General features: G+C 59.0%; 26 protein-coding genes and 1 tRNA gene. 22 read left to right on the top strand and 5 right to left on the bottom strand.

The annotated features are described in order from the left end of the window. Positions 1-551: 551 nt before the first annotated feature. Positions 552-977, top strand: coding sequence for an HIT domain-containing protein (locus P3S72_RS24385; protein WP_276194624.1), 426 nt, complete (start codon positions 552-554; stop codon positions 975-977). A gap of 3 nt (positions 978-980) precedes the next feature. Next, positions 981-1187: a SlyX family protein gene (locus tag P3S72_RS24380; protein ID WP_247401620.1), complete on the top strand. Its 207-nt coding sequence runs from the start codon at positions 981-983 to the stop codon at positions 1185-1187. Positions 1188-1258: 71 nt separating this feature from the next. Here P3S72_RS24380 and P3S72_RS24375 read toward each other — a convergent pair whose 3' ends face one another. Beyond that, entirely contained in the window at positions 1259-1861 is a 603-nt protein-coding gene (locus tag P3S72_RS24375; protein ID WP_276194623.1) for a cold-shock protein, read from the bottom strand. Between the two features lie 426 nt (positions 1862-2287). Here P3S72_RS24375 and P3S72_RS24370 point away from each other — a divergent pair, with 426 nt between their 5' ends. The 18 genes from P3S72_RS24370 (at position 2288) to P3S72_RS24285 (ending at position 16046) form a co-directional block, all read left to right on the top strand. Next, positions 2288-2761: a Dps family protein gene (locus P3S72_RS24370; RefSeq protein WP_104902566.1), complete on the top strand. Its 474-nt coding sequence runs from the start codon at positions 2288-2290 to the stop codon at positions 2759-2761. A gap of 181 nt (positions 2762-2942) precedes the next feature. Then, the gene (locus P3S72_RS24365) at positions 2943-3284 is read left to right on the top strand and encodes a ribbon-helix-helix domain-containing protein (protein ID WP_247401619.1); all 342 of its coding nucleotides are present in this window, start codon (positions 2943-2945) and stop codon (positions 3282-3284) included. A 182-nt stretch (positions 3285-3466) separates the two neighbouring features. Beyond that, positions 3467-3688: a zinc ribbon domain-containing protein gene (locus P3S72_RS24360; protein WP_100938824.1), complete on the top strand. Its 222-nt coding sequence runs from the start codon at positions 3467-3469 to the stop codon at positions 3686-3688. 109 nt (positions 3689-3797) lie between these two features. After that, the gene (gene aspS, locus P3S72_RS24355; protein ID WP_276194622.1) at positions 3798-5573 is read left to right on the top strand and encodes an aspartate--tRNA ligase; all 1776 of its coding nucleotides are present in this window, start codon (positions 3798-3800) and stop codon (positions 5571-5573) included. A 135-nt stretch (positions 5574-5708) separates the two neighbouring features. Then, positions 5709-6455, top strand: coding sequence for a YebC/PmpR family DNA-binding transcriptional regulator (locus P3S72_RS24350; RefSeq protein ID WP_276194621.1), 747 nt, complete (start codon positions 5709-5711; stop codon positions 6453-6455). A 157-nt stretch (positions 6456-6612) separates the two neighbouring features. Continuing rightward, complete coding sequence (gene ruvC / locus P3S72_RS24345) at positions 6613-7137, top strand: crossover junction endodeoxyribonuclease RuvC (RefSeq protein WP_017847125.1); 525 nt, start codon at positions 6613-6615, stop codon at positions 7135-7137. Positions 7138-7204: 67 nt separating this feature from the next. Next, on the top strand, positions 7205-7816 hold the full coding sequence (gene ruvA, locus P3S72_RS24340; protein ID WP_247400514.1) for a Holliday junction branch migration protein RuvA: 612 nt from the start codon (positions 7205-7207) through the stop codon (positions 7814-7816). Then, positions 7817-8875: a Holliday junction branch migration DNA helicase RuvB gene (gene ruvB, locus P3S72_RS24335; protein ID WP_276194620.1), complete on the top strand. Its 1059-nt coding sequence runs from the start codon at positions 7817-7819 to the stop codon at positions 8873-8875. A gap of 139 nt (positions 8876-9014) precedes the next feature. Beyond that, positions 9015-9470: a tol-pal system-associated acyl-CoA thioesterase gene (ybgC, locus tag P3S72_RS24330; RefSeq protein ID WP_276194619.1), complete on the top strand. Its 456-nt coding sequence runs from the start codon at positions 9015-9017 to the stop codon at positions 9468-9470. Position 9471: 1 nt separating this feature from the next. Continuing rightward, positions 9472-10167 (top strand): protein TolQ, encoded by a 696-nt coding sequence (gene tolQ, locus P3S72_RS24325; protein ID WP_017847129.1) that lies wholly within the window; start codon positions 9472-9474, stop codon positions 10165-10167. Positions 10168-10190: 23 nt separating this feature from the next. Next, on the top strand, positions 10191-10643 hold the full coding sequence (tolR, locus tag P3S72_RS24320; RefSeq protein ID WP_161630238.1) for a protein TolR: 453 nt from the start codon (positions 10191-10193) through the stop codon (positions 10641-10643). Then, positions 10643-11716 carry a cell envelope integrity protein TolA gene (gene tolA, locus P3S72_RS24315; protein ID WP_276194618.1) on the top strand — a complete coding sequence of 358 codons (1074 nt, stop codon included), beginning with the start codon at positions 10643-10645 and terminating at the stop codon, positions 11714-11716. The genes tolR and tolA overlap by 1 nt, the downstream gene beginning before the upstream one ends. 17 nt (positions 11717-11733) lie before the next feature. Continuing rightward, a complete protein-coding gene (gene tolB / locus P3S72_RS24310) occupies positions 11734-13014 on the top strand; it encodes a Tol-Pal system beta propeller repeat protein TolB (RefSeq protein ID WP_174555573.1) in 1281 nt (426 codons plus the stop codon). Between the two features lie 52 nt (positions 13015-13066). Next, positions 13067-13567: a peptidoglycan-associated lipoprotein Pal gene (pal, locus tag P3S72_RS24305; protein ID WP_003209827.1), complete on the top strand. Its 501-nt coding sequence runs from the start codon at positions 13067-13069 to the stop codon at positions 13565-13567. 6 nt (positions 13568-13573) lie between these two features. Next, entirely contained in the window at positions 13574-14404 is an 831-nt protein-coding gene (ybgF, locus tag P3S72_RS24300; RefSeq protein ID WP_276194617.1) for a tol-pal system protein YbgF, read from the top strand. A 164-nt stretch (positions 14405-14568) separates the two neighbouring features. After that, positions 14569-15216: a 7-carboxy-7-deazaguanine synthase QueE gene (queE, locus tag P3S72_RS24295; protein WP_276194616.1), complete on the top strand. Its 648-nt coding sequence runs from the start codon at positions 14569-14571 to the stop codon at positions 15214-15216. Between the two features lie 16 nt (positions 15217-15232). Next, a complete protein-coding gene (gene queC, locus P3S72_RS24290) occupies positions 15233-15907 on the top strand; it encodes a 7-cyano-7-deazaguanine synthase QueC (RefSeq protein WP_276197989.1) in 675 nt (224 codons plus the stop codon). Between the two features lie 63 nt (positions 15908-15970). Then, a tRNA-Lys gene (locus P3S72_RS24285) sits at positions 15971-16046 on the top strand. Between the two features lie 169 nt (positions 16047-16215). On the opposite strand, the gene P3S72_RS24280 is transcribed toward P3S72_RS24285, so the two are convergent. Then, entirely contained in the window at positions 16216-18216 is a 2001-nt protein-coding gene (locus P3S72_RS24280; RefSeq protein ID WP_276194615.1) for a PAS domain-containing sensor histidine kinase, read from the bottom strand. A gap of 488 nt (positions 18217-18704) precedes the next feature. Between P3S72_RS24280 and P3S72_RS24275 the strand changes: the two genes are divergently transcribed. Further along, positions 18705-20105, top strand: coding sequence for a lactate dehydrogenase (locus tag P3S72_RS24275; protein WP_276197988.1), 1401 nt, complete (start codon positions 18705-18707; stop codon positions 20103-20105). 240 nt (positions 20106-20345) lie between these two features. After that, complete coding sequence (gene nadA, locus P3S72_RS24270) at positions 20346-21404, top strand: quinolinate synthase NadA (RefSeq protein ID WP_276194614.1); 1059 nt, start codon at positions 20346-20348, stop codon at positions 21402-21404. Positions 21405-21466: 62 nt separating this feature from the next. Here the strand turns inward: nadA and P3S72_RS24265 are convergent, their stop codons facing one another. From P3S72_RS24265 to gcvT, 3 genes are all read right to left on the bottom strand, one after another. Beyond that, the gene (locus tag P3S72_RS24265) at positions 21467-21955 is read right to left on the bottom strand and encodes an RDD family protein (RefSeq protein ID WP_276194613.1); all 489 of its coding nucleotides are present in this window, start codon (positions 21953-21955) and stop codon (positions 21467-21469) included. Between the two features lie 105 nt (positions 21956-22060). Then, positions 22061-22276, bottom strand: coding sequence for a cold-shock protein (locus tag P3S72_RS24260; RefSeq protein WP_247400485.1), 216 nt, complete (start codon positions 22274-22276; stop codon positions 22061-22063). 388 nt (positions 22277-22664) lie between these two features. After that, positions 22665-23789: a glycine cleavage system aminomethyltransferase GcvT gene (gcvT, locus tag P3S72_RS24255; RefSeq protein WP_276194612.1), complete on the bottom strand. Its 1125-nt coding sequence runs from the start codon at positions 23787-23789 to the stop codon at positions 22665-22667. Positions 23790-23819: the final 30 nt, after the last annotated feature.

Raw genomic sequence — 23819 nt, 5'->3', positions numbered from 1 at the left:
TCCGAATGCAACCGGACTGACAACTTCAATGCTCTTTTCAAACCCCTTTCATAGTTTGAATGCGTCCTTGTTCTGCATTGACCCGCTGCTGTTCTTATCGCGAAACACCCGCTTCCTGAAGGGTGCCGTTGCCGACGATGTGGGTGTGAATGCAACAAGCGCGCCCAAACCGGTAACTGAATGTCATTTTTTCGTGAAAAACCTTGCTGCACTGTAAAAAGCGCATAAGCACGGGCTTCTTACGCCGTTTGGTTTGCTCTTGACGGCCATGCATTCCCTTGCTCCTGTGGTGCATGAATCCTGTACCTGAGAGAAACGTTACCGATTCACCCTCATGAGTGGGTACTTGGCGGATCTATTTGATGCACGGGTGGGTCATTTTGGTGCATCCCGGTGAGGCCCGAGTTAGCGTAGCTCAATTATTCGCCTGCCTCGAAAAAGGGCAGGTTTTTTATCGGGATGCGCGCTGGCTTCTGCATTCGAAGTGAAGCCGCAAGCGTTCGAAGGTATGCTGGGCCCCAGAATCTGACCTGCCGAACGGAGTGCCCGCGGTGTTCGCCTTAGATCAACGCCTGCAACAAGACACACTGGCCATCGGGGACTTCCCGTTGTGCCGCCTGCTGCTGTCCAATGACTCGAATTACCCCTGGTACATTCTGGTGCCGCGTATCAACGGTATCAGCGAAGTGTTTCAACTGGGTGTCGCAGATCAACAGAAGCTGTGGGAAGAAACCACGGCCCTGGCGCAATTGCTCAACGAAGGCTTAGTGGCCGATAAGATGAACATCGGCGCGCTGGGGAATGTTGTCAGTCAGTTGCATGTGCATGTGATCGTGCGCAAACGCGACGACATTGCCTGGCCTGCGCCAGTCTGGGGCAAGCACCCGGCGCGGCCGTATACAGAAGAACAAGTGGCTGCCATTCGTGCGCGGTTGCGCGAGCTATTGCCTGCCGACTTCATCTTTACCCAGGACTGAACCATGGATCTGCAAGACCGCGTGACCGACCTGGAAAGCCGCCTGGCCTTTCAGGACGACACCATCGAAACCCTCAACGATATTCTGGTCACCCAGCAGCGGGCGGTCGAACGCCTGCAACTGCAGATGACTGCGCTGCTCAAGCGCCAGGAAGAAATGGGCAGCCAGTTCGAGTCGTCCGAAGAAGAAGCGCCGCCGCCTCACTATTAATAGCCGCGCCATAAAAAAACCGCGATCCAGCCTACGCCGGATCGCGGTTTTTTTTACTGCTTAGCCTGGAATCAGCGACGCGGCAAGGCGGCGATCACGTCTTCGGCTTGCAGGCCTTTGTCGCGGTTCATGACGGAGAATTCCACACGCTGGCCTTCGACCAGAACGCGATGGCCTTCGCCACGGATGGCCCGGAAGTGGACGAAGATATCGTCGCCCGAATCGCGGGAAATAAAGCCGAAGCCTTTGGACGTGTTGAACCACTTGACGGTCCCGGTATCCCGATTGGTCATGTCGTAGTTTTGCGACGCGGCCGTAGGGGACGAACGGTAGAAGCTGATGGCCAGGTGAAGAACGATGGCGACCAGCGCAATCACCAGGCTGAGCAGGATGGCCGGGTGGCCACCGACTTCAGGCATGGGTGCCAGGAGGGTGAGGGTTTGTACGACAACAGTCAGCACCAGCAGCGCGCTGACCAGGTTTTGCAGTTGATGACGCGTGCCTTTGTTCCAGTAAGGAATCACTGGCGCCAGCGTCAGGTTGAGAAGGCCGAACAAGGCCAGGTACAGAGCGTCATGTTGTTGCAGGTAAGGCAGGCTTTCAGGCTGCAGGCTCGGGATAAAGGACAGCAGCAAAGCTGCAACGCCCGTTAGCAGGTGGACGATTTTCAACATTTTGATTAACTCACGTTAAGACGGATCACAAGGAAGAGCTGACTGGCACGGTTCGCTTCTGAACAATGGGAGGCGTTGAGCACGTGCGCGGGTATCAGCCTATGCGCTGGACGAAGAAAATAACGACAGCGACACGCTGCCTATTTAACAGCAAAGGCTGTGCCTACTCAAATCAAGCATTTCCGGGGGGTTGCGAGGGGAGGGGCATTTCTGCGTCAAACGCTTGTCCTAGACAGTTGCAGGTGTTTTGCCTGCTGTCGGGAAACTTCCTACAGCGCCCAAAGCCCTCACCGTCGCGGGCCAGCGAGGCCTAGCAGGGCGATTTGCCGCGCGTGCCTCGGCGTGTTGAGCTGCACACGCTGGTTACTCTTGCTAGAGTGGTCCGGCACCTGGTCAATGAATGCTGTTCAATTGAAGGGGATAAACATGGCAATCGATATCGGTATCAGTGAAGAAGATCGCAAATCCATCGTCGATGGGCTTTCGCGTCTGCTTTCCGATACCTATGTACTGTACCTGAAGACCCACAACTTCCACTGGAACGTCACGGGCCCCATGTTTCGCACGCTGCACTTGATGTTCGAAGAGCAGTACAACGAGCTGGCGCTGGCGGTTGACCTGATTGCCGAGCGAATTCGTGCCTTGGGCTTCCCGGCGCCGGGGGCCTATTCGATCTATGCGCGACTGTCTTCGATCAAGGAAGAAGAGGGCGTGCCCAGCGCTGAAGAGATGATCAAGCAGTTGGTGGCGGGGCAGGAGGCGGTTACGCGCACCGCGCGCGGCATTTTCCCACTGCTCGACAAGGTCAGCGATGAACCGACGGCCGACCTGCTGACCCAGCGTATGCAAGTTCACGAAAAAACTGCGTGGATGCTGCGTTCCCTGCTCGAAAGCAAGTAGACGTCGACCCCGGGTGGCGCCGTCCTGGCGCCGCTCGCTTGTTTCTCCGTGTTTCCTGGCGTTGTCCTACGACTATCAACTCCCCGTCTTCTGGCTGCCCCCGTCTTCCTGCTGTTTGATAGGTCCACCGTCCAATGGGAGAAACCCATGGACCGCTGTTTGGCAATGGAGTGTCAGGTGTATGTCACGTGGAGTGGGTAGTAGAGTGATGGAGACCTGTGGTTTTCAAAAGATAAACGTCGATCCCTTTGTCAAAGGGTTCGATATGGGGCTGGCGCGGCCGCTGTCCCGATCGGTAAGGCTCAATGGGTTTTCGACTTGCTTGCGGCTGGAACAGATCTACTGGAATATCCTCACGGAAATAGCCAGGCTCAATGCCTGTTCAGTCAGTGCATTGTTGTCTTATGTCGATCGGGAAGTGCATTTGCGCTATGGCGGCGTGAAGAACTTCAGCGGGCTGGTCCGGGTAGTTTGCGTGGTTCACGTATTGAAAGGCCGTGCTTGCCTCTCAAACCCTGAGTAGTCCGGTGGTTCCGGGGCCGGCCCAACGTGCAGGCGGGCCGGGCCTCGGGCAGAAAGCCGGCTGCGCTGCCTCGATTTACCAGATATAATCCCGCGCTTTGCTGCTGCCAGCGCTTTCTGCGCGGTGCCCTCTGTTCGGAGGCAGGCGCGGCACAGTAACGATCTGATCGCCGAGACATCTCCATGCCCATGTACGACTATCAATGTGCTTCCTGTGGTCATCAGTTGGAAGCCATCCAGAAGATCAGTGACGCGCCGCTGGTCGATTGCCCAGCCTGCCAGGCGCCGCAGCTTAAAAAGATGTTGTCCATGCCGGGCTTCCGCCTGAGCGGCAGCGGCTGGTACGAGACCGACTTCAAGACCGGCTCGAAGAAGAATCTGGCGGGCGGCGACAAAGCAGACTGAGTTGAACTCTACGCGCAGGCTCCTGCATTATCCGTCCCCTGACTTATGTGCGGTGACTGAGGCCAAGCCTGCCACCGAATTTCGAATTACGAGAAGTGAAACCACTACCATGATGCGCAGCCATTATTGCGGCCAACTGAACGAGACCCTGGAAGGTCAGGAAATCACCCTTTGCGGATGGGTTCACCGTCGCCGCGACCACGGCGGGGTGATCTTCCTCGATATCCGTGATCGTGATGGTCTGGCCCAGGTGGTGTTCGACCCGGACCGCGCCGAGAGCTTCGCCGCGGCCGACCGCGTGCGCAGCGAATACGTGGTGAAGATCACCGGCAAGGTACGCCTGCGTCCGGCCGGTGCGGTGAACCCGAACATGGCTTCTGGCGCGATCGAAGTGCTGGGCTACGAACTGGAAGTGCTGAACGAGTCGGAAACTCCGCCGTTCCCACTGAACGAATACTCCGATGTTGGCGAAGAAACCCGCCTGCGCTATCGCTTCCTGGACCTGCGCCGCCCGGAAATGGCCGAGAAGCTGCGTCTGCGTTCGCGCATGACCACCAGCATCCGCCGCTTCCTCGATGAAAACGGCTTCCTCGACGTCGAAACCCCGATCCTCACCCGTGCCACTCCGGAAGGCGCGCGTGACTATCTGGTGCCGAGCCGTACCCACGCCGGCAGCTTCTTTGCCCTGCCGCAATCGCCGCAGTTGTTCAAGCAACTGCTGATGGTGGCCGGCTTCGACCGTTACTACCAGATCGCCAAGTGCTTCCGTGACGAAGACCTGCGTGCTGATCGCCAGCCTGAATTCACCCAGATCGACATCGAGACCAGCTTCCTCGATGAAAAAGAGATCATGGGCATCACCGAACAAATGATCCGCAATCTGTTCAAGGAAGTGCTGGACCTGGAATTCGGCGAATTCCCGCACATGACCTTCGAAGAAGCCATGCGCCGCTACGGTTCCGACAAGCCAGACCTGCGTAACCCGCTGGAACTGGTGGACGTGGCCGACCAGCTCAAGGATGTCGACTTCAAGGTGTTCAGCGGCCCGGCCAACGACCCGAAATGCCGCATCGCCGCCCTGCGCGTGCCTGGCGGCGCGAGCATGCCGCGCAAGCAGATCGACGACTACACCAAGTTCGTCGGCATCTACGGTGCCAAGGGCCTGGCGTACATCAAGGTCAACGAACGCGCCAAGGGCGTTGAAGGCCTGCAGTCGCCGATCGTGAAAAACATCCCGGAAGCCAACCTCAATGTGATCCTGGATCGCGTGGGCGCGGTCGACGGTGACATCGTGTTCTTCGGCGCCGACAAGGCCAAGATCGTCAGCGAAGCCTTGGGCGCGCTGCGGATCAAGCTGGGCCACGACCTGGATCTGCTGACCTGCAAGTGGGCGCCGATGTGGGTCGTCGACTTCCCGATGTTCGAAGAGAGCGACGACGGCAGCTTCAGCGCCTTGCACCACCCGTTCACCGCGCCGAAGTGCTCGCCTGAAGAGCTCGAAGCCAACCCTGCGGGCGCTCTGTCCCGGGCCTACGACATGGTCTTGAACGGCACCGAGCTGGGTGGCGGTTCGATCCGTATCCACCGCAAGGAAATGCAGCAAGCGGTATTCCGTCTGCTGGGCATCAACGAAGCGGAACAGGAAGAGAAATTCGGCTTCCTGCTCGACGCCCTGAAATACGGCGCACCGCCCCACGGCGGCCTGGCCTTCGGCCTGGACCGTCTGGTGATGCTGATGACCGGCGCCCAGTCGATCCGTGAAGTGATTGCCTTCCCGAAAACCCAGAGCGCTGCGGACGTCATGACCCAGGCCCCGGGTGTCGTGGATGCCAAGGCACTGCGCGAGCTGCATATCCGCCTGCGCGAGGCGCCGAAGGCTGAGTAAGGCCGCTGCGTGAAAGCGCGATAGGGTTTTACGCAGTCAAAAAGGCGCATCTTCGGATGCGCCTTTGCGTTACAAGGGTTGTATCCCGCCGGGTGCGGGGTTGATAAGGTTTTTAGAGAATTTCGGAGTTGTGTTATGGCTGGCCATTCCAAGTGGGCGAACATCAAGCACCGCAAAGAGCGTCAGGATGCCAAGAAAGGCAAGATTTTCACCAAGTGGATTCGCGAGCTGACCGTCGCCGCCCGCCAAGGCGGCGGTGATCCGGGCTCCAACCCGCGTCTGCGCCTGGCGCTGGACAAAGCCCTCGGCGCGAACATGAGTCGCGACATCATCGACCGCGCCGTGGCCCGTGGTGCCGGTGCGGCCGATACCGACGACATGGTCGAGCTGACCTACGAAGGCTACGGCCCGGGCGGCGTGGCGGTGATGGTCGAGTGCATGACCGATAACCGCAACCGTACCGCCGCGGCCGTGCGCCATGCGTTCAGCAAGTGCGGTGGCAATCTCGGCACGGATGGCTCGGTGGCCTACCTGTTCGAGCGCAAGGGCCAGATTTCCTTCGCGCCGGGTGTGGATGAAGACGCGTTGATGGAAGCCGCGATGGAGGCGGATGCCGACGACGTGGTGACCAACGAGGACGCTTCCATCGACGTGTTCACCTCGTTCGCCGGGTTCTATGCGGTGCGTAACGCGCTGGAAACCGCCGGTTTCAAAGGCACCGACGCGGAAATCGTGATGCTGCCGACCACCAGCGCCGAACTGGACCTGGACGGCGCGCAGAAAGTGCTGAAGATGCTGGATATGCTTGAGGACCTGGATGACGTGCAGAACGTCTACTCGAACGCTGACATTCCAGAATCGGTAGCCGAGCAGCTAGGCTGAAGGGCGATGTGGATCAACATGTGAGAGGGGGCTTGCTCCCGATGGCGGTGTGTCAGTCATTTATAAATCGACTGAATCACCGCCATCGGGAGCAAGCCCCCTCCCACATTGGATCTTCCCTGTATCAAAAACTGTGTTTACCCGACCTGCAGGCGTTATGACTTTAATCCTAGGTATCGACCCCGGTTCGCGCATCACCGGCTTTGGCGTGGTGCAACACACCCCGCGCGGCTGCGTGTATGTCGCCTCGGGCTGCATCCGCACTGGCGCGGGCGAGTTGGCCGAGCGCCTGCAGATCGTCTATCGCGGTGTGCGTGAAGTGATCCAGACCTACAAACCGGTGACGATGGGGATCGAAAAGGTGTTCATGGCGAAAAACGCCGACTCGGCCCTCAAGCTTGGCCAGGCCCGTGGCGCCGCGATCGTAGCCGGTGCCGAAGAGGCCATGGAAATCGCCGAGTACACCGCCACCCAGGTCAAGCAGGCCGTGGTCGGCACCGGTGCAGCCAATAAAGAACAGGTGCAGATGATGGTCATGCACATGCTCAAGCTCACCTCCAAGCCGCAGATCGACGCCTCCGACGCCCTGGCCATCGCCATTTGCCACGCGCACACCCGTTCCAGCCTGCTGCCTCACGGCCTGGGTGCGGCGCGCAGTCGTGGCGGGCGGCTGCGTCTCTGATAGCATCGGCGCAATCGTTATTTCCGGTCAGGCCTCGATCTGACCCCAAGCCTTAAGGATCTGAACCGTGATTGGACGCTTGCGCGGCACCCTGGCTGAGAAACAGCCGCCGCACCTGATTCTGGATGTCAACGGGCTGGGGTATGAGCTGGAAGTGCCCATGACCACCCTGTACCGCCTTCCGTCGGTTGGCGAGCCACTGACCCTGCATACTCACCTTGTGGTGAGAGAAGATGCGCAACTGCTCTATGGTTTCATTGGCAAGCGTGACCGTGACTTCTTCCGCGAACTGATTCGCCTTAATGGCGTAGGGCCTAAACTGGCCCTGGCGCTGATGTCGAGTCTGGAAGTGGATGAACTGGTGCGTGCCGTTTCGGCCCAGGACACCTCGGCGCTGACCAAGGTGCCGGGGGTCGGCAAGAAAACCGCCGAACGCCTGCTGGTGGAGCTCAAGGACCGCTTCAAGGCCTGGGAAGTCGCCCCGAGCATGTTCGCGCTGGTGCCGAACCAGCCGGATCTGCCGGCGGGCCAGGTGGCGAGTGCCGAAAGCGATGCGGTCAGCGCGCTGATCTCCCTGGGCTACAAGCCGCAGGAAGCCAGCAAAGCGGTGTCGGCCATCAAGGACAAGAACCTGAGCAGCGAAGACATGATCCGCCGAGCCCTGAAGGGAATGATTTAAGTGATTGAAGCTGATCGTCTGATCGCGGCCACGGGCCCCCGTGACCGTGAAGAAATCCAGGATCGCGCCATCCGCCCCCTGAGCCTGGCCGACTACATCGGCCAGCCCACCGTGCGCGAGCAAATGGAGTTGTTCATCCAGGCCGCGCGTGGGCGCAGTGAATCCCTGGATCACACCTTGATCTTCGGCCCGCCGGGGTTGGGTAAAACCACCCTGGCCAACATCATCGCCCAGGAAATGGGGGTGTCGATCAAGTCCACCTCCGGCCCGGTGCTGGAGCGCCCGGGCGATCTGGCGGCGTTGTTGACCAACCTCGAACCGCACGACGTGCTGTTTATCGACGAAATCCACCGGCTGTCGCCCATCGTCGAGGAAGTGTTGTACCCGGCGATGGAGGACTTCCAGCTCGACATCATGATCGGTGAAGGCCCAGCGGCCCGCTCGATCAAGCTCGACCTGCCGCCGTTCACCCTGGTGGGCGCAACCACACGTGCGGGCATGCTGACCAACCCGTTGCGAGACCGTTTCGGTATTGTTCAGCGTCTAGAGTTCTATAGCACCGCAGACCTGGCGACCATCGTCAGCCGTTCGGCCGGCATTCTCGGCCTGCCCCTGGACCCCGAAGGCGCGTTTGAAATCGCCCGTCGGGCGCGGGGCACGCCACGGATCGCCAACCGCTTGCTGCGGCGCGTGCGTGATTTTGCCGAAGTGCGGGCCAAGGGGCATATCACCAAACCTGTGGCCGACCTGGCGTTGAACTTGCTGGACGTGGATGAGCGCGGCTTCGATCACCAGGATCGACGGCTACTCTTGACCATGATCGAGAAGTTCGACGGTGGACCGGTGGGCGTGGACAGCCTGGCGGCCGCCATCAGTGAAGAGCGCCATACCATTGAGGACGTGCTGGAGCCGTACCTGATCCAGCAGGGCTACATCATGCGCACGCCGCGGGGCAGGGTGGTTACCCGGCATGCCTATTTGCACTTTGGGCTAAACATTCCGTCACGATTGGGCGAGATGCCCGTGGTAGACGAATTCCTCGATGCGGTGGACGATTAAAAAGGCTTTGTTCGTCGATTTATTCGAGGTTTGTGCTGTCCTAGTGGCTGGCGTCGTCATTCAGTCAGTGAAAATGTTTCAGCGAATGAAAAAACAGTTGCCTGAGCGGATTGGCAACCTGAGGAGTAAGCACTAGAGTATGCGCGCGCAAAACGGGGATCAGTCGTTCGCACATCGCTGTCGCGTTTATTACGAGGACACCGATGCGGGCGGCATCGTGTATTACGTCAATTACCTCAAGTTCATGGAGCGGGCTCGAACCGAGCGGCTACGGGAGCTGGGCTTTGCCCAATCCCAGCTGGCAGGAGAGGACCTGTTGTTTGTCGTGCATTCCAGCGAGGCGCGTTATTTCGCACCCGCGCGATTGGACGATGAGCTGCTGGTCAGCGCTGAAGTAATCGAATTGAACCGGGCCAGCCTGCGCTTTAAACAGCAGGTCAGGCGGGCTACGGATGCAACGCTGCTCTGTGAGGGGCAGTTTCTGGTGGCGTGTGTGCGCACCAATAGTTTGAAACCTCGGGCCATTCCCGAAACTCTACGTGCGGCCTTTGCTGCCGTGAGCGGCGCGGGTAAACAATCAAAGCAGGAGATTTAGCGTGGAACCTACCGTCGTCGACCATTCCTCCATGTGGAGCCTGGTCAGTAATGCCAGTGTCGTGGTTCAACTGGTGATGCTGATCCTGTTAGCCGCATCGGTTACATCCTGGGTCATGATTTTTCAGCGCAGCAACCTGCTGCGTGCCGGTCGACGAGCCCTGGAGAGCTTCGAAGAGCGCTTCTGGTCGGGTATCGACCTGTCCAAACTGTATCGCCAGGCGGGCAGCAACCCTGACCCGGATTCGGGCGTCGAGCAGATCTTCCGTGCCGGCTTCAAGGAATTCTCGCGCCTGCGCCAGCAGCCGGGCGTCGACCCGGAAGCGGTCATGGAAGGCGTGGCCCGTGCCATGCGTGTGGCCATCTCCCGCGAAGAAGAGAAGCTGGAGCAGAGCCTGCCGTTCCTCGCCACCGTGGGTTCCGTCAGCCCGTACATCGGCCTGTTCGGTACCGTGTGGGGGATCATGAACTCCTTCCGCGGCCTGGCCCAGGCCCAGCAAGCGACCCTGGCCACCGTGGCTCCGGGTATCGCCGAAGCCCTGGTCGCCACCGCGATCGGCCTGTTCGCTGCGATCCCGGCGGTAATCGCCTACAACCGCTTCGCCGCGCGCGGTGAAACCTTGATCAGCCGTTACTACACCTTCGCCGACGAATTCCAGGCGATCCTGCACCGTAAAGTGCACACCAGCGAAGAATAAGCAGGTAATTCCCAATGGCTTTAATCGCTCGAGCTCGCAAAAAGCGCAAGCCGGTCGCCGAGATGAACGTAGTGCCTTACATCGACGTGATGCTGGTGCTGCTGGTGATCTTCATGGTGACCGCGCCGATGCTCAATCAGGGCGTGAAGGTTGATCTGCCCAAGGTTTCCAGCGAAGCCTTGCCGCAGGACAACAACACTCAGGTCCTGACCATTTCGATCAAGGCTGACAAGACCTATTACTGGAACCTTGGCAGCGAAGTCGACACCCAGAAACAGCAGGACAAGGCCATGACCTTGCCGCAGATGACCGATGCCGTGACCAAGATCATCCGGTCCGGCAACGAGGGCGGCAAGCACACCCAGGTGTTCATTCGCGGCGATAAAGTCGTCGACTATGGCTCCGTCATGGGCGCCATGGGCGGGCTGCAGAAGGCCGGCGTCGGTAACGTTGGCTTGATTACCGAGGCGCCCTGATGCACCAACAGCGAGAGCCGTCCGCCTCGGAAAGCTTCTTCTGGCCTAGCGTCTGGGCAATTGCCCTGCACGTCCTGGTGTTTGGCATGCTGTTCGTCAGCTTTGCCATGACCCCGGACCTGCCGCCAGCCAAGCCGATCGTGCAGGCGACCCTGTATCAGCTGAAATCGAAAAGTCAGGCCACCACCCAGACCAATCAGAAGATTGCGGGTGAGGCCCAGAAGTCGGCTGCGCGCCAGACTGAAGTCGAGCAGATGGAACAGAAGAAGGTCGAGCAGGAAGCGGTGAAGGCTGCTGCGGAACAAAAGAAAGAAGAGGCGGCTCAAAAGACCGAGGAATCGAAAAAGGCTGACGAAGCGAAGAAGGCTGACGAGGCGAAAAAGGCTGATGAAGCCAAAAAGTCCGAGAAGGCTGCCGAAGCTAAAAAAGCTGAAGAGAAACAATTGGCTGATATAGCCAAGAAGAAATCTGAAGAAGAAGCCAAAAAAGCTGCCGAAGAAGAGGCCAAGAAAAAGGCCGCTGAAGAAGCCAAGAAAAAGATAGTCGAAGACGCGAAGAAGAAAGCCGCCGAAGACGCCAAGAAAAAAACTGAAGCAGACGAGGCGAAGAAGAAAGTCGCCGACGACGCGAAGAAGAAAGCTGCCGCCGACGCCAGCAAGAAAAAGGCCCAGGAAGCAGCGCGTAAATCCGCCGAAGAGAAAAAGGCCCAGGCCTTGGCAGATTTGCTCTCCGACACGCCGCAGCGTCAGCAAGCCTTGGCCGATGAGCGTGGCGATGAAGTCGCGGGCAGTTTCGATGACCTGATTCGGGCACGGGCAGCAGAAGGTTGGACACGTCCACCTTCGGCACGCAAAGGCATGACAGTAGTGCTGCAGATCGGCATGTTGCCGGACGGTACGGTGACTTCGGTCAGCGTGGCCAAGTCCAGTGGTGACGGTTCGTTCGACAGTTCGGCGGTCGCGGCGGTCAAGAATATTGGCCGGTTGACCGAGATGCAGGGAATGAAACCAAGCGACTTCGCTCCCTATCGTTCATTCAAGATGACATTCACACCTGAGGATTTAGCCTTGTGAGAAACCTTCTTCGAGGAATGCTTGTCGTTATTTGCTGCATGGCAGGGATAGCGGCGGCGGATGAAAAGAACATCCTGGTCACCAGCGGTAGCGATCGGGCCACCCCGATCGCCGTTGTGCCGTTCGGTTGGCAGGGCGGCAGCGTGCTGCCGGACGACATGGCCCAGATCGTCAGCGACGACCTGCGCAACTCCGGTTATTACGCGCCGATTCCGAAAGGCAACATGATCAGCCAGCCGACCCAGGCCAGCGAAGTCATCTTCCGTGACTGGAAAGCCGTAGGCGCCCAGTACCTGATGGTCGGCAGCATCGTGCCCGCCGGCGGTCGCCTGCAGATCCAGTACACCTTGTTCAACGTGGCGACCGAGCAGCAGGTCTTGACCGGCAGTGTATCGGGCACCGCCGAGCAATTGCGGGACATGGCCCACTACATCTCGGATCAGTCGTTTGAAAAACTCACCGGTATCAAGGGTGCTTTCTCGACGCGTCTGCTCTATGTAACGGCTGAGCGTTTCTCCGTAGATAACACGCGCTACACGCTGCAGCGTTCCGACTATGATGGCGCGCGGGCCGTGACCTTGCTGCAATCGCGTGAGCCAATCCTGTCGCCGCGCTTCGCGCCGGACGGTAAGCGCATTGCCTACGTGTCCTTTGAACAGAGGCGTCCGCGCATCTTCGTCCAGCACATCGATACTGGCCGTCGTGAGCAGATCACCAACTTCGAAGGCCTCAACGGTGCGCCAGCCTGGTCACCGGATGGTTCTCGCCTGGCATTCGTGCTGTCCAAAGACGGCAACCCGGATATCTACGTGATGAACATGGCTTCGCGCCAGATCAGCCGCGTAACCAGCGGTCCTGGTATCAACACCGAACCGTTCTGGGGTAAAGATGGTTCGACCATCTATTTCACCTCCGACCGTGGCGGCAAGCCTCAAATTTATAAAACGAGCGTGGGTGGCGGTGGCGCGGAACGCGTGACCTTTATTGGTAACTACAACGCCAACCCTAAGCTTTCGGCTGATGAAAAGACGTTGGTGATGATTCACCGTCAGGATGGTTTCACTAATTTCCGGGTTGCGGCCCAGGATTTGCAGCGCGGAACCGTAAAAATCCTTACAGATACCAACCTTGATGAGTCAGCCACTGTTGCGCCCAACGGCACCATGGTAATCTACGCCACCCGCCAGCAGGGCCGGGGAGTCTTGATGCTCGTGTCCATTAATGGACGCGTAAGGCTCCCGCTTCCTACCGCACAAGGCGAAGTCAGAGAACCATCCTGGTCCCCTTACCTGAACTGACGCGGCGCTACATGATTTGCTTAACACACTGGGGTTCATTAGGAGTTTCACGATGGAAATGCTGAAGTTTGGTAAGTTTGCTGCTCTGGCTCTGGCTCTGTCCGTAGCCGTTGGTTGCTCGTCTAAAGGCGGCGACAATGCCGGTGAAGGCGCAGCTGTTGATCCAAACGCTGGTTACGGCGCTAACACTGGTGCAGTTGACGGCTCCCTGAGCGAAGAAGCTGCTCTGCGCGCAATCACCACTTTCTACTTCGAATACGACAGTTCGGACCTGAAACCAGAAGCCATGCGCGCTCTGGACGTTCACGCGAAGGACCTGAAAGCTAACGGCGCTCGCGTTGTTCTGGAAGGTAACACCGACGAACGTGGTACTCGCGAGTACAACATGGCACTGGGCGAGCGTCGTGCGAAAGCCGTTCAGCGCTACCTGGTACTGCAAGGTGTTGCTCCAGGCCAACTGGAACTGGTTTCCTACGGTAAAGAGCGTCCAGTTGCTACTGGCCACGACGAGCAGTCCTGGGCTCAAAACCGTCGCGTCGAACTGCGTAAGTAATTCGTCATGCGAACGTGCCGTCGTGCTCTAACTGTATTGGCTCTCAGCCTCGCACCGCTTGCGGTGTGGGCTGCGGTTCCTGTGGAAGATAGCAACTCAGGCTATAACAATAGCGGGAGCAGTTATCCGCCAGCGGGTTATGGCACGAACGGCGCCTATGCTGGGGGGGCGGCTACGTCCGCTCCCTCGGCACAGGGCGAACTGTTCAACCAGCTGCAACGCATGCAGGATCAATTGTCGCAGCAACAAGGCACCATTGAAGTTCTGCAGAATCAAGTGAACCAGCTGAAGCAAGAAGGCCTGGAGCGATACCAGGATCTTGATCGACGTATAGGAGCCGGCGTTACACCTGCCGCTACTCCTGATAATTCTTCTGCCGGTGGCGCGCCAAGTGCCGCCACCGGTGGAGCAGCAGCAGGGGGCGCCGCCGCGGCCCCTGCTGCCAGCAGTGAACCGGGTGATCCGGCGAAGGAAAAACTGTACTACGACGCAGCCTTCGACCTGATCAAAGCCAAGGATTTCGACAAGGCCAGCAAAGCCTTTACCGCATTCCTTGGTCGCTACCCAAACAGTCAGTACGCGGGCAACGCCCAGTACTGGCTGGGTGAGGTAAACCTGGCAAAGGGTGATCTGCAGGGGGCGGGCCAGGCATTTGCCAAGGTCAGCCAGCTGTACCCCAAGCACGCCAAGGTGCCGGATTCGCTGTACAAACTTGCTGACGTAGAACGCCGCCTGGGTCACACCGACAAGGTCAAAGGCATTCTGCAGCAGGTCGTTGCTCAGTATCCGGGGACTTCCGCTGCACAGTTGGCTCAACGCGACCTGCAGCGCCTATAAGCGATGCAGTCCGTTTAGAAGAAACCCGCGCCTGGCGCGGGTTTTTTCGTTAGAATCCGCTCCCTTTTATGAAACACGCTTCCTGGGGTTGACGCGTTGGCGTAATTCCTTGAAGTGCCTGACGGAGGCGGACAGCCTGTTTAGCTGTTACGCCCGTGGCGACTATGCAAGACACATTACGCATCACCGAAGTTTTTTACTCGTTACAGGGTGAAACGCGAACGGCCGGCCTGCCCACAGTATTTGTGCGCCTGACTGGTTGCCCCCTGCGTTGCCAATACTGTGACAGCGCCTACGCCTTCAGTGGCGGCACGGTGCGCACCCTTGAAGACATCCTGGAGCAGGTTGCCGGTTACCGGCCACGCTACGTCTGCGTGACAGGCGGCGAGCCGTTGGCGCAACCCAACGCCATCCCCTTGCTCAAGCAGCTATGTGACGCCGGTTACGAGGTGTCCCTGGAAACCAGCGGCGCTCTGGATATTTCCGCTGTGGACCCGCGTGTAAGTCGGGTGGTCGACCTCAAGACCCCGGGCTCCAAAGAGGCGCATCGCAACCTCTACGAGAACCTGGACCTGCTGACAGCCAACGATCAGGTCAAGTTCGTGATCTGTTCGCGCGACGATTACGACTGGGCGAGCACCAAGCTGATCCAGTATGGTTTAGACCGCCGCGCGGGCGAGGTGCTGTTCTCGCCAAGCCATCACGACCTCAACGCACGCGACCTGGCCGACTGGGTGGTGGCTGATAACCTGCCGGTCCGTCTGCAACTGCAGCTGCATAAATACCTTTGGAACGACGAGCCGGGACGCTGAAATGACCGAACAACCGATTGATCAAAAACGCGCAGTGATCCTGCTGTCCGGTGGCCTCGACTCCGCCACGGTGGTGGCCATGGCGCAGGCTGAAGGCTACACCTGCTACACCATGAGTTTTGACTACGGCCAGCGCCATCGCGCCGAGCTGAACGCCGCTGCCCGCATCGCCCGCGAAATGGGGGTTGCCGAGCACAAGGTCATTGGTCTGAACCTAAACGGCATCGGCGGCTCGGCCCTCACCGACAGCAGCATCGACGTGCCGGAAGCGCCCAGCGAAGGCATCCCGATCACCTATGTACCGGCGCGCAACACCGTATTCCTGTCCCTGGCCCTCGGCTGGGCAGAAGTGCTGAATGCCCGCGATATCTTTATCGGCGTTAACGCAGTGGATTATTCCGGTTACCCGGACTGCCGCCCAGAGTTCGTCGAGTCGTTCGAGCGCATGGCCAACCTGGCGACGAAGGCCGGCGTAGAGGGGCAGGGCTTCCGTATCCTGGCGCCGCTGCAGAACCTCAGCAAAGCCGATATCGTGAAGGCTGGCGTAGGACTTGGCGTCGATTACTCGCTGACTGTTTCCTGCTATCAAGCGGACGCTGACGGCCGCGCTTGTGGGAAATGCGACAGCTGCCGACTGCGCGCAGAAGGCTTCCAAACGGCCGGAATTACGGACCCGACGCGTTATTTCTGATTTATTTCAAATAAGGTGTTGAATAATCCTTAGAAATCAGTATTATACGCGCCACAACACAGCGGGTCGTTAGCTCAGTTGGTAGAGCAGTTGGCTTTTAACCAATTGGTCGTAGGTTCGAATCCCACACGACCCACCATTTTTGGCGGTTTAGAAAATCCGGAAGGCCCACGCAAGTGAGGATTTCCGGGTTTTTTTTTGCCTTGTGAAAAAGTTGACGTGCCATGTCTCACCGCACGCAATCCGCCTTCCGATGCTGAAACGCGGCTCCGCTTATGCGTGCGTGCTGACGCGGAGGTCGCTTCGACCTATTCCCCGCCCAGCGAGCCGCCCAGCCGGCCCTTGATGACCTTTTGCAGGAGTAAGGCCAACGTCTCAGTGGCGTAGGGCTTTTGCAGCAGCACAAAGCGCTTGGTTTCTTCCTGGGCGATGCGCGCGTATTCGTCGTTGTAGCCTGTAGTGAGCACCACGGGCAGCCACGGGTAGAGTGCTTCGATTGCGTCGAGCAGTTCCAGGCCGCTCATACCCGGCATGGAGATGTCGGAGAACACCACCTGGAAACTTTCCGGGTTAGGGGCCAGGGCTTCCAGCGCGCTCTTGGCGTTCGGCACCCACAACACGTGAAAGCCCATCTGCTCCAGTGTTTGCGAGGTGTAGAGGCCAACGTCGGCGTTGTCCTCGACCATCAGCACGCACAGGTTCGAGACAATCGGTGCGCTAGGGTTGTCCTGGGAGGTCGGCATCGTGCTGGCCTCGACCTTGGGCAGGTACAACATAAACTGGCTGCCCTTGCCGCATTCGCTCTGCACCAGAATTTCCCCGCCCGACTGTTTGGCAAAGCCAAACACTTGCGACAAGCCCAACCCGGTGCCTTGGCCGATGCCTTTGGTGGTGTAGAAGGGCTCGAAGATGGCATCGAGTTTTTCCGGCGCAATACCTGTGCCGGTGTCGCTCAGCGTGATGGTCACGTAGTCGGCGACCAGCCCCGGGTGGGCACGTACCGACGGTAGCCAGGCGGCTGTCGCGACCTGGATGGTCAAGTGGCCATTGCCGGACATGGCATCCCGCGCATTGACCACCATGTTCACCAACGCGGTATCGAACTGGCTTTCATCGGCGTTGATAAAGCAGGGTTCATCCGGCACCTCGATGGTGACCTTGATCCGCGAGCCGGTCAGGCTGTCCATCATCTCGCCCACCCGCAACACGCTGTCTCCGACGTTGAACACTTCCGGGCGCAGGGCCTGGCGGCGGGCGAAGGTCAGCAGTTGCGCGGTCAGGCGGGCGGCGCGGTCGACCGTGTTGGCGATGGCTTCCACGTATTTGATGCGCCGCACTTCGCTCAGCGACGGGGTCTTGAGCAAGTCGGCGCAGGATTTGATCACCGTCAGCAGGTTATTGAAATCGTGTGCGACACCGCCAGTGAGTTGGCCAATGGCTTCCAGTTTCTGGGACTGACGCAGGGCGTCTTCCGACAGGCGTAGGGCGTCCTTGGCTTCTTCTTCAGCCTGGATATCACGGCCCACCGCATGGATGTAGTCGCTATCGGGCACGGCGGTCCAGGCGATCATGCGGTAGCTGCCATCCTGGTGGCGGTAACGGTTCTTGAAGTTCGGGAAGTTCTTGCCGTCTCCCAGGCGGCTGACTGCCGATGAGGAGTCGGCCAGGTCGTCCGGGTGTACCAGGGCCAGCAACTGGCTGCCCACCAAGTCGTGTTCGGTGTGACCGAGCATGCGAGTCCAGGCTGGGTTGACGGCGGAAATCACGCCGTCGAGTTGGGCCACCAGCATCAAGTCCGGAGACAGCCGCCAGATGCGGTCACGGTCGCGGGTGCGTTCTATCACCCGTTGTTCCAGGGATTCGTTGAGCTTGCGCAACGCCTCTTCGGCTTCACGTAGGGCCGTGATGTCGCGGGATACGCAGAGGATCTGTTCCGGTCGGCCGTTACTGCCCAGGATCGGGCTGACCTGTACATGCCACCACTTCAGGTTACCGGCCAGGGTCTGGGCCGGGCCGATAAAGCTGGCACTCTCGCCGTTTTTGGCGGCCTGTACGGCGGCCTTGGCGTCTAGGTTGCCTTGATCCTGCCAGAAATCGGGCCAGGAGCAGCCACGGATAGTGTTGAAGTCACTGACCTCCATGATTTTTTGGCCGCCTTCGCTCATGAACGTGAGGCGGGCATCGAGATCGAGTACTTTGATGCAATCGTTGATGCTGGCCAGTACGCGCTCGGTGAACGCTTCGTTTTGGCCCAGGCCGGAGGTGGCCAGTTCGCTGGCCTCAGAGCCCATCCCGACGGTGCTATTCATTTGAGTTTGGCCGATCGGGTTAAATGGCCTTCATCATGTCATTAAGATACCTCCCCCCACCAGCGACTTCCTTACGCACTGCACTGCTTTTGCTGTGGTAGGGCATTCGATAATGCCGGCACGTTCTGTACATATTCCTACGAGCGATCGCGCGGTATGTGTTGCGTTGACTTACAGCTCCTGAGTCTGCGCGATGCGGCAAAGAGGCAGTTTTTTGACGTGGCTCTTTGCCACTTATTTCGGCTTTAATGCTGTCAATCGCGGCTTATCTTGACTAGATTGGAGGCTACTAAGCTTTTAAGACACGGACTGTCATGACTACGCTAACTCCGATCATCGCTAGCAATCCACTCATTGTTCGCGCGGCAGCCACACCGCTCGCCATTTCGGCGAACACTGTCGATGTCTCGCCGGTGCGACCTGCCTCGGTGGTCAGCCTCGGTAATCCGGCTGTCGATGTCGTTGATATCTACTCCCGAGACGGGCAGATGCCGGGTCGGGAAAGTGTGCGGGCCTGGGAAAATAGCAGCCAGGACGCAGTCAGCAAGATCATCAACACCAGCTTTAACTCGACCTCCACGGCCAGTCGCTACAGCGGCTTGGGGGCAGCATTGGTGGCGCAGTTCGCCAAAGACGGCGGCGCGGGCATTTCACAGTCGGTGCTCAACACCACGGCCGACCGGGCCGGGGACGCCGGTGCGATCAAGGCCGACCAGACCGTGCTGCACAGTAAGGCCGAGAATCAGGTCAGCCTCAGCATCAAGACCGCCAGCGGCAAGACCGTCACCTTCAGCTTGTCGAGCCAGAAAGATGGGCTGGGCGTGCAGGCCACGGTGGAGGGGGGCGATTTAAGTGCTGACGAGCTCAAGGCCGTCGGTCAACTGGGCAGTGCCTTCCAAGCCTCGGTTGATGGGCTGACCGCTGTGCCGCCAAAACTCGACCTAAGCCAATTGACTCAGTTTGATTCAAAGGTGCTGGCGTCCGTAGACCTTAATGCCAAGGTGAAGTCCCAGGGCGGCGATGACCTGACTCTGGCTTTTCACGCCGACAGCCAGAGCCGCACCACACGCATGAGTGGCCCGGCGGGTAGCATTGACCTGGCGGTGGACCTGAAAAACGCGGCGATCCTCGGCGATGCCAAACAGCAGGCCAACGCGCTGAAAACCTACCTCGCCCAGTTCGACCGGGTGGAAAAGCGAGGGAGTGCCAACACTGACTTGATGGCGATGTTCAAAGACGCGTTCAGCGCCATGAACAGTAACTATCCACAAGGCGCTGGCGCCGTGGAAGCCTTGAGCAACAATCCGAGCGACAAAGGCTTGCTGACCGGTCTGGCTGACTTCAAGGCTTCCATCAAGCAGGCCGTAGACAGCTCCAACCCGATGCGCGCTTCAGAGGTCGACAGCTTTTCCTACAATGTGTCGCAGAAAACCCAGGTCAATGGTCGCAGCAGCGCGGATCGCAGCGTCACCCAGAACCAGCAATCGGTGCTTTCGGCGAGCTTCCACAAAGGCCTTGATGGTGGGAAACCGCCGGTGTTTGATGGCAGTCGCGAATCGCAGAATTACCTGTATGTGCAATTGCAGGACAGGGCCAGCAGCACCGCGAGCTTTGCCTACAAAGACGGCCAATTGACCCGTGCTTCCGTCACACAGTCGGCTTCCCAGAATACCCACACGCAGAAGTATGTGATGGCCAACCTGGTAGAAGACACCGTGGTGCCGAAGGAAGGCTCATCCAAGCGTGACTACCTGGCACTGCTCGAACACGCGGGCAGGGAAAGCAAAAAATCCAAGGATGCGCTGGAGCAGTCGACGTTGAAGGATGCATTGGCGACGATGCATGACTCAGTCCTGTTGCAGGATGATCCGGATGTGCTGATGCGCTGAGGTTAATCGTGGTCAACGCGGGAAGGCCCAGTGATGCGCCTTCCCGCTTTTTTTTGTCCGACAGATGCGTCGCGCCATGCCAGATTAGGCTTTTGAATCCATTCGATATTCTGTAGCCTTGCGCAGCTTCACCTTAACCCGTGCTTGATGACACATCACTTCGTCCGGCGGCGCCCGAAGGGCTCCAGAGCCGGTGGTACACTCGACTTTCGCGCAACGGCGCCTGCAGGTCTTGCGAACATGACGCAAATTTCCGAACGCCTTCTGGTTCAAGCCCACCTCGATGCCAAGCAGCCCAAGGCCCTCAGCGCCGAGGAAGAGGCCAGCCTGCGTACCGCCATCGCCGCCGAGCTCAAAGCTCAGGACGCGGTGCTGGTCGCCCACTTCTATTGCGACCCGGTGATTCAGGCCCTGGCCGAAGAAACCGGCGGCTGTGTCTCCGATTCCCTCGAAATGGCGCGCTTCGGCGCCGCCCACCCGGCCAAGACCGTACTGGTCGCCGGCGTGCGTTTCATGGGCGAGACTGCCAAAATTCTCACCCCTGAAAAACGCATCCTGATGCCGACCCTGGAAGCCACATGCTCCCTCGACCTGGGCTGCCCGGTGGATGAGTTTTCGGCGTTCTGCGATCAGCACCCTGAGCGCACCGTGGTGGTGTATGCCAACACCTCGGCGGCGGTCAAGGCGCGGGCGGATTGGGTGGTGACCTCCAGTTGTGCACTGGAAATCGTCGAAAGCCTGATGGACAACGGCGAGACCATTATCTGGGGGCCGGACAAACACCTGGGCACTTACATTCAGCGCCAGACCGGTGCCGACATGCTGCTGTGGGACGGTGCCTGCATCGTCCACGAAGAGTTCAAGTCCAAGCAACTGGAAGACATGAAGGCGCTGTACCCGGACGCGGCGATCCTGGTCCACCCGGAATCCCCGACCTCGGTGATCGAACTGGCGGATGCGGTGGGTTCCACCAGCCAACTGATTGCTGCCGCTCAGCGTTTACCGAACAAAACGTTCATCGTCGCCACCGATCGCGGCATTTTCTACAAGATGCAGCAGCTGTGCCCGGACAAGGTCTTTATCGAAGCGCCTACCGCCGGCAATGGCGCGGCGTGCCGCAGTTGCGCGCACTGCCCGTGGATGGCGATGAATACGCTGGAGCGCACGCTGCAGTGCCTGCGTGAGGGCAGTAACGAGATCTTCGTCGAGCCTTCGGTGATCCCGCAGGCTGTACGCCCGCTCAAGCGCATGCTTGATTTCACCCAAGCTGCGCGCCTGAAGCAGGCCGGCAACGCCTGACCCGGTCGAACATGTGGGAGGGGCTTGCCCCCTCCCACATTTTGATCCGCACCAGCAGGGCGTTATTTTTTCCGCTTCGGAACCTGCACCAACCGCGTGTCAGAGTAGATGTCATGCCAGCTGCGTTTCTGCTTGTCGAACAGCGACCAGATAAAACCCAGCCCCACGCATAACCACGATGCGATCGACACCACAAAGCGCAACAGCGCCTGCCACAGGCTGATCCGCGAGCCGTCGGCGTTCTGTACGCGCACGCCCCACACCTGCATGCCCAGGGTCTGCCCGGAATGGGTCCAGAACTTGGCGAAGAAACCAAACAGCACGAAGAATAGAATCGTCGACAGCAACGGGTCGCCGTCCAGCGTGCCGGATTCGGTGAGGGTGCGCATTTTGGCTTCGCCCACGAACGCGATCCACACCAGCTTGTAGATAAAGGCCGTGACAATCAGCAGCGCAGTGCAGAGGAGGAAGTCATAGAACATCGCTGCCAGACGACGGCCCAGGCCAACGGCGGGAAATTCGCCTTGGGGGCTCAGCAGGGGTTTGGACATGGCAGGGCTCTCTGAAGAAAAAAGCATTTTACGGCGCAACACCCTTCACGCGCCCATAAAAAAACCCCTGATGTCACCATCAGGGGCTTTTTGTCGCAGGAAGGATCAGGCTTCGGGGATCACTTCATCAGCCTGCATACCTTTCTGGCCTTGCACGGCGACGAAAGACACTTTCTGGCCTTCTTTCAGGCTCTTGAAGCCGTTGCCCTGAATAGCGCGGAAATGTACGAACAGATCCGGACCGCTTTCTGGAGTGATAAAACCAAACCCTTTTTCGTCGTTGAACCACTTGACGGTACCGCTCTGACGTTTATCCGACATTTTCTTATTTCCTTGACGCTAAAAATGAATGACAGCCCCTTTCGCATGAAAGAGTACTGGGCTGGGTTGCAGGAAAGTAAGAGACGTCGAACGGGTTGTAGCAAACTTTGGCTACTGCCCAGGTCAGGTTTCAAGCGACCCATGCAAACACAGTGGACAAACTCTACGACAACTAATGCAGAAAAAACAAGCCCTGCAAAAAGCCCAGGTTTTGCTAGGCCTAGTGACATTTCGTTGAATACTCGTGCACCGACTTATTCGATAGAATTGGTCACTTGTTATAGGTTAACCCCTATAACAATGACTATCGAAAATGCACTGTTTTATGGCGGTCGCGTTACAGTTTAGTGCGCGTTATTGCGACCGCGTTACTTATAGAAGCAGTCAATCAGCCGCGGTAGTAACGTTGCGGCACAAATGGCATTTTACTTACACGTAGTGGCACCTTTTTCCCACGCACCAGTGCAGACACTTCGGTATCCAGCGCAATGAACGCGCTGTCCAGGTAGGCCATCGCCAACGGGCCACCGAGGCTTGGGCCAAAGCCGCCGCTGCAGACGCTGCCGATCACGGTGCCGTGTTCGTCGACGATTTCCGCACCTTCACGCACGGGCGTGCGCTCTTGAGGCAGCAGGCCGACACGTTTGCGGCTTACACCGGCTTGCTGCTGGGTAAAGATCCGGTCGGCGCCGGGAAAGCCACCGGCACGTGCGCCGTCAGCGCGACGGGCCTTGGAGATCGCCCACAGCAGGCTGGCTTCGATCGGGGTGGTGTCGGTGTTCATATCGTGGCCGTACAGGCACAGGCCGGCTTCCAGGCGCAGCGAGTCGCGGGCGCCCAGGCCAATGGCCTGGACTTCGGTCTCGGCCAGCAGGCTGCGGGCCAGGCTTTCGGCGTGGGCGGCGGGCACCGAGATTTCAAAGCCGTCTTCACCGGTGTAGCCGGAACGGCTGACGTAGCAGTCCACACCCAGCAGGCGCAGGGATGCGAACTGCATGAAGGTCATCTTGGCCACTTCAGGGGCCAGGCGCGCCAGTACTTTCACGGCTGCCGGGCCTTGCAGGGCGAGCAGGGCGCGTTCTTCGAACAACGGCTCGATGGTGCACTGGTCGCCAATCTTGGCGCGCAGGTGCGCCAGGTCCTGGTCCTTGCAGGCCGCGTTGACCACCAGGAACAGCTCGTCATTACCCAGGTTGGCCACCATCAGGTCGTCGAGAATGCCGCCCTGGTCATTGGTGAACATGGCGTAGCGCTGCATGCCTACCGGCAGGTCGATGATATCCACCGGCACCAGGGTTTCCAGGGCCTTGGCGGCATTGGCGCCGGTCAGGCGGATCTGGCCCATGTGGGACACGTCGAACAACCCGGCCTGATCACGGGTGTGCAGGTGTTCTTTCATCACGCCCAGCGGGTATTGCACCGGCATGTCGTAGCCGGCGAAGGGCACCATGCGCGCGCCGAGTTCGATGTGCAGCGCGTGCAATGGGGTTTTCAACAGGGTTTCGGTGGACATATTCAGCTCCTGAAAAACGTGCGGACGCGC

Source organism: Pseudomonas sp. D3 (assembly GCF_029320995.1).
Classification (GTDB): Bacteria; Pseudomonadota; Gammaproteobacteria; order Pseudomonadales; family Pseudomonadaceae; genus Aquipseudomonas; species Aquipseudomonas paraveronii.
This window is presented reverse-complemented; position numbering and strand designations above follow the sequence as displayed.

Excerpts from the sequence above, each read along its gene's own strand:
- P3S72_RS24380 (WP_247401620.1), top strand. The coding sequence starts at position 981 with ATGGATCTGCAAGACCGCGTGACCGACCTGGAAAGCCGCCTGGCCTTT.
- P3S72_RS24375 (WP_276194623.1), bottom strand. The coding sequence starts at position 1,861 with ATGTTGAAAATCGTCCACCTGCTAACGGGCGTTGCAGCTTTGCTGCTG.
- P3S72_RS24370 (WP_104902566.1), top strand. The coding sequence starts at position 2,288 with ATGGCAATCGATATCGGTATCAGTGAAGAAGATCGCAAATCCATCGTC.
- P3S72_RS24365 (WP_247401619.1), top strand. The coding sequence starts at position 2,943 with ATGTCACGTGGAGTGGGTAGTAGAGTGATGGAGACCTGTGGTTTTCAA.
- P3S72_RS24360 (WP_100938824.1), top strand. The coding sequence starts at position 3,467 with ATGCCCATGTACGACTATCAATGTGCTTCCTGTGGTCATCAGTTGGAA.
- aspS (WP_276194622.1), top strand. The coding sequence starts at position 3,798 with ATGATGCGCAGCCATTATTGCGGCCAACTGAACGAGACCCTGGAAGGT.
- P3S72_RS24350 (WP_276194621.1), top strand. The coding sequence starts at position 5,709 with ATGGCTGGCCATTCCAAGTGGGCGAACATCAAGCACCGCAAAGAGCGT.
- ruvC (WP_017847125.1), top strand. The coding sequence starts at position 6,613 with ATGACTTTAATCCTAGGTATCGACCCCGGTTCGCGCATCACCGGCTTT.
- ybgC (WP_276194619.1), top strand. The coding sequence starts at position 9,015 with ATGCGCGCGCAAAACGGGGATCAGTCGTTCGCACATCGCTGTCGCGTT.
- tolA (WP_276194618.1), top strand. The coding sequence starts at position 10,643 with ATGCACCAACAGCGAGAGCCGTCCGCCTCGGAAAGCTTCTTCTGGCCT.
- tolB (WP_174555573.1), top strand. The coding sequence starts at position 11,734 with ATGCTTGTCGTTATTTGCTGCATGGCAGGGATAGCGGCGGCGGATGAA.
- pal (WP_003209827.1), top strand. The coding sequence starts at position 13,067 with ATGGAAATGCTGAAGTTTGGTAAGTTTGCTGCTCTGGCTCTGGCTCTG.
- ybgF (WP_276194617.1), top strand. The coding sequence starts at position 13,574 with ATGCGAACGTGCCGTCGTGCTCTAACTGTATTGGCTCTCAGCCTCGCA.
- queE (WP_276194616.1), top strand. The coding sequence starts at position 14,569 with ATGCAAGACACATTACGCATCACCGAAGTTTTTTACTCGTTACAGGGT.
- P3S72_RS24280 (WP_276194615.1), bottom strand. The coding sequence starts at position 18,216 with ATGAATAGCACCGTCGGGATGGGCTCTGAGGCCAGCGAACTGGCCACC.
- P3S72_RS24275 (WP_276197988.1), top strand. The coding sequence starts at position 18,705 with ATGCCGGGTCGGGAAAGTGTGCGGGCCTGGGAAAATAGCAGCCAGGAC.
- nadA (WP_276194614.1), top strand. The coding sequence starts at position 20,346 with ATGACGCAAATTTCCGAACGCCTTCTGGTTCAAGCCCACCTCGATGCC.
- P3S72_RS24265 (WP_276194613.1), bottom strand. The coding sequence starts at position 21,955 with ATGTCCAAACCCCTGCTGAGCCCCCAAGGCGAATTTCCCGCCGTTGGC.
- P3S72_RS24260 (WP_247400485.1), bottom strand. The coding sequence starts at position 22,276 with ATGTCGGATAAACGTCAGAGCGGTACCGTCAAGTGGTTCAACGACGAA.
- gcvT (WP_276194612.1), bottom strand. The coding sequence starts at position 23,789 with ATGTCCACCGAAACCCTGTTGAAAACCCCATTGCACGCGCTGCACATC.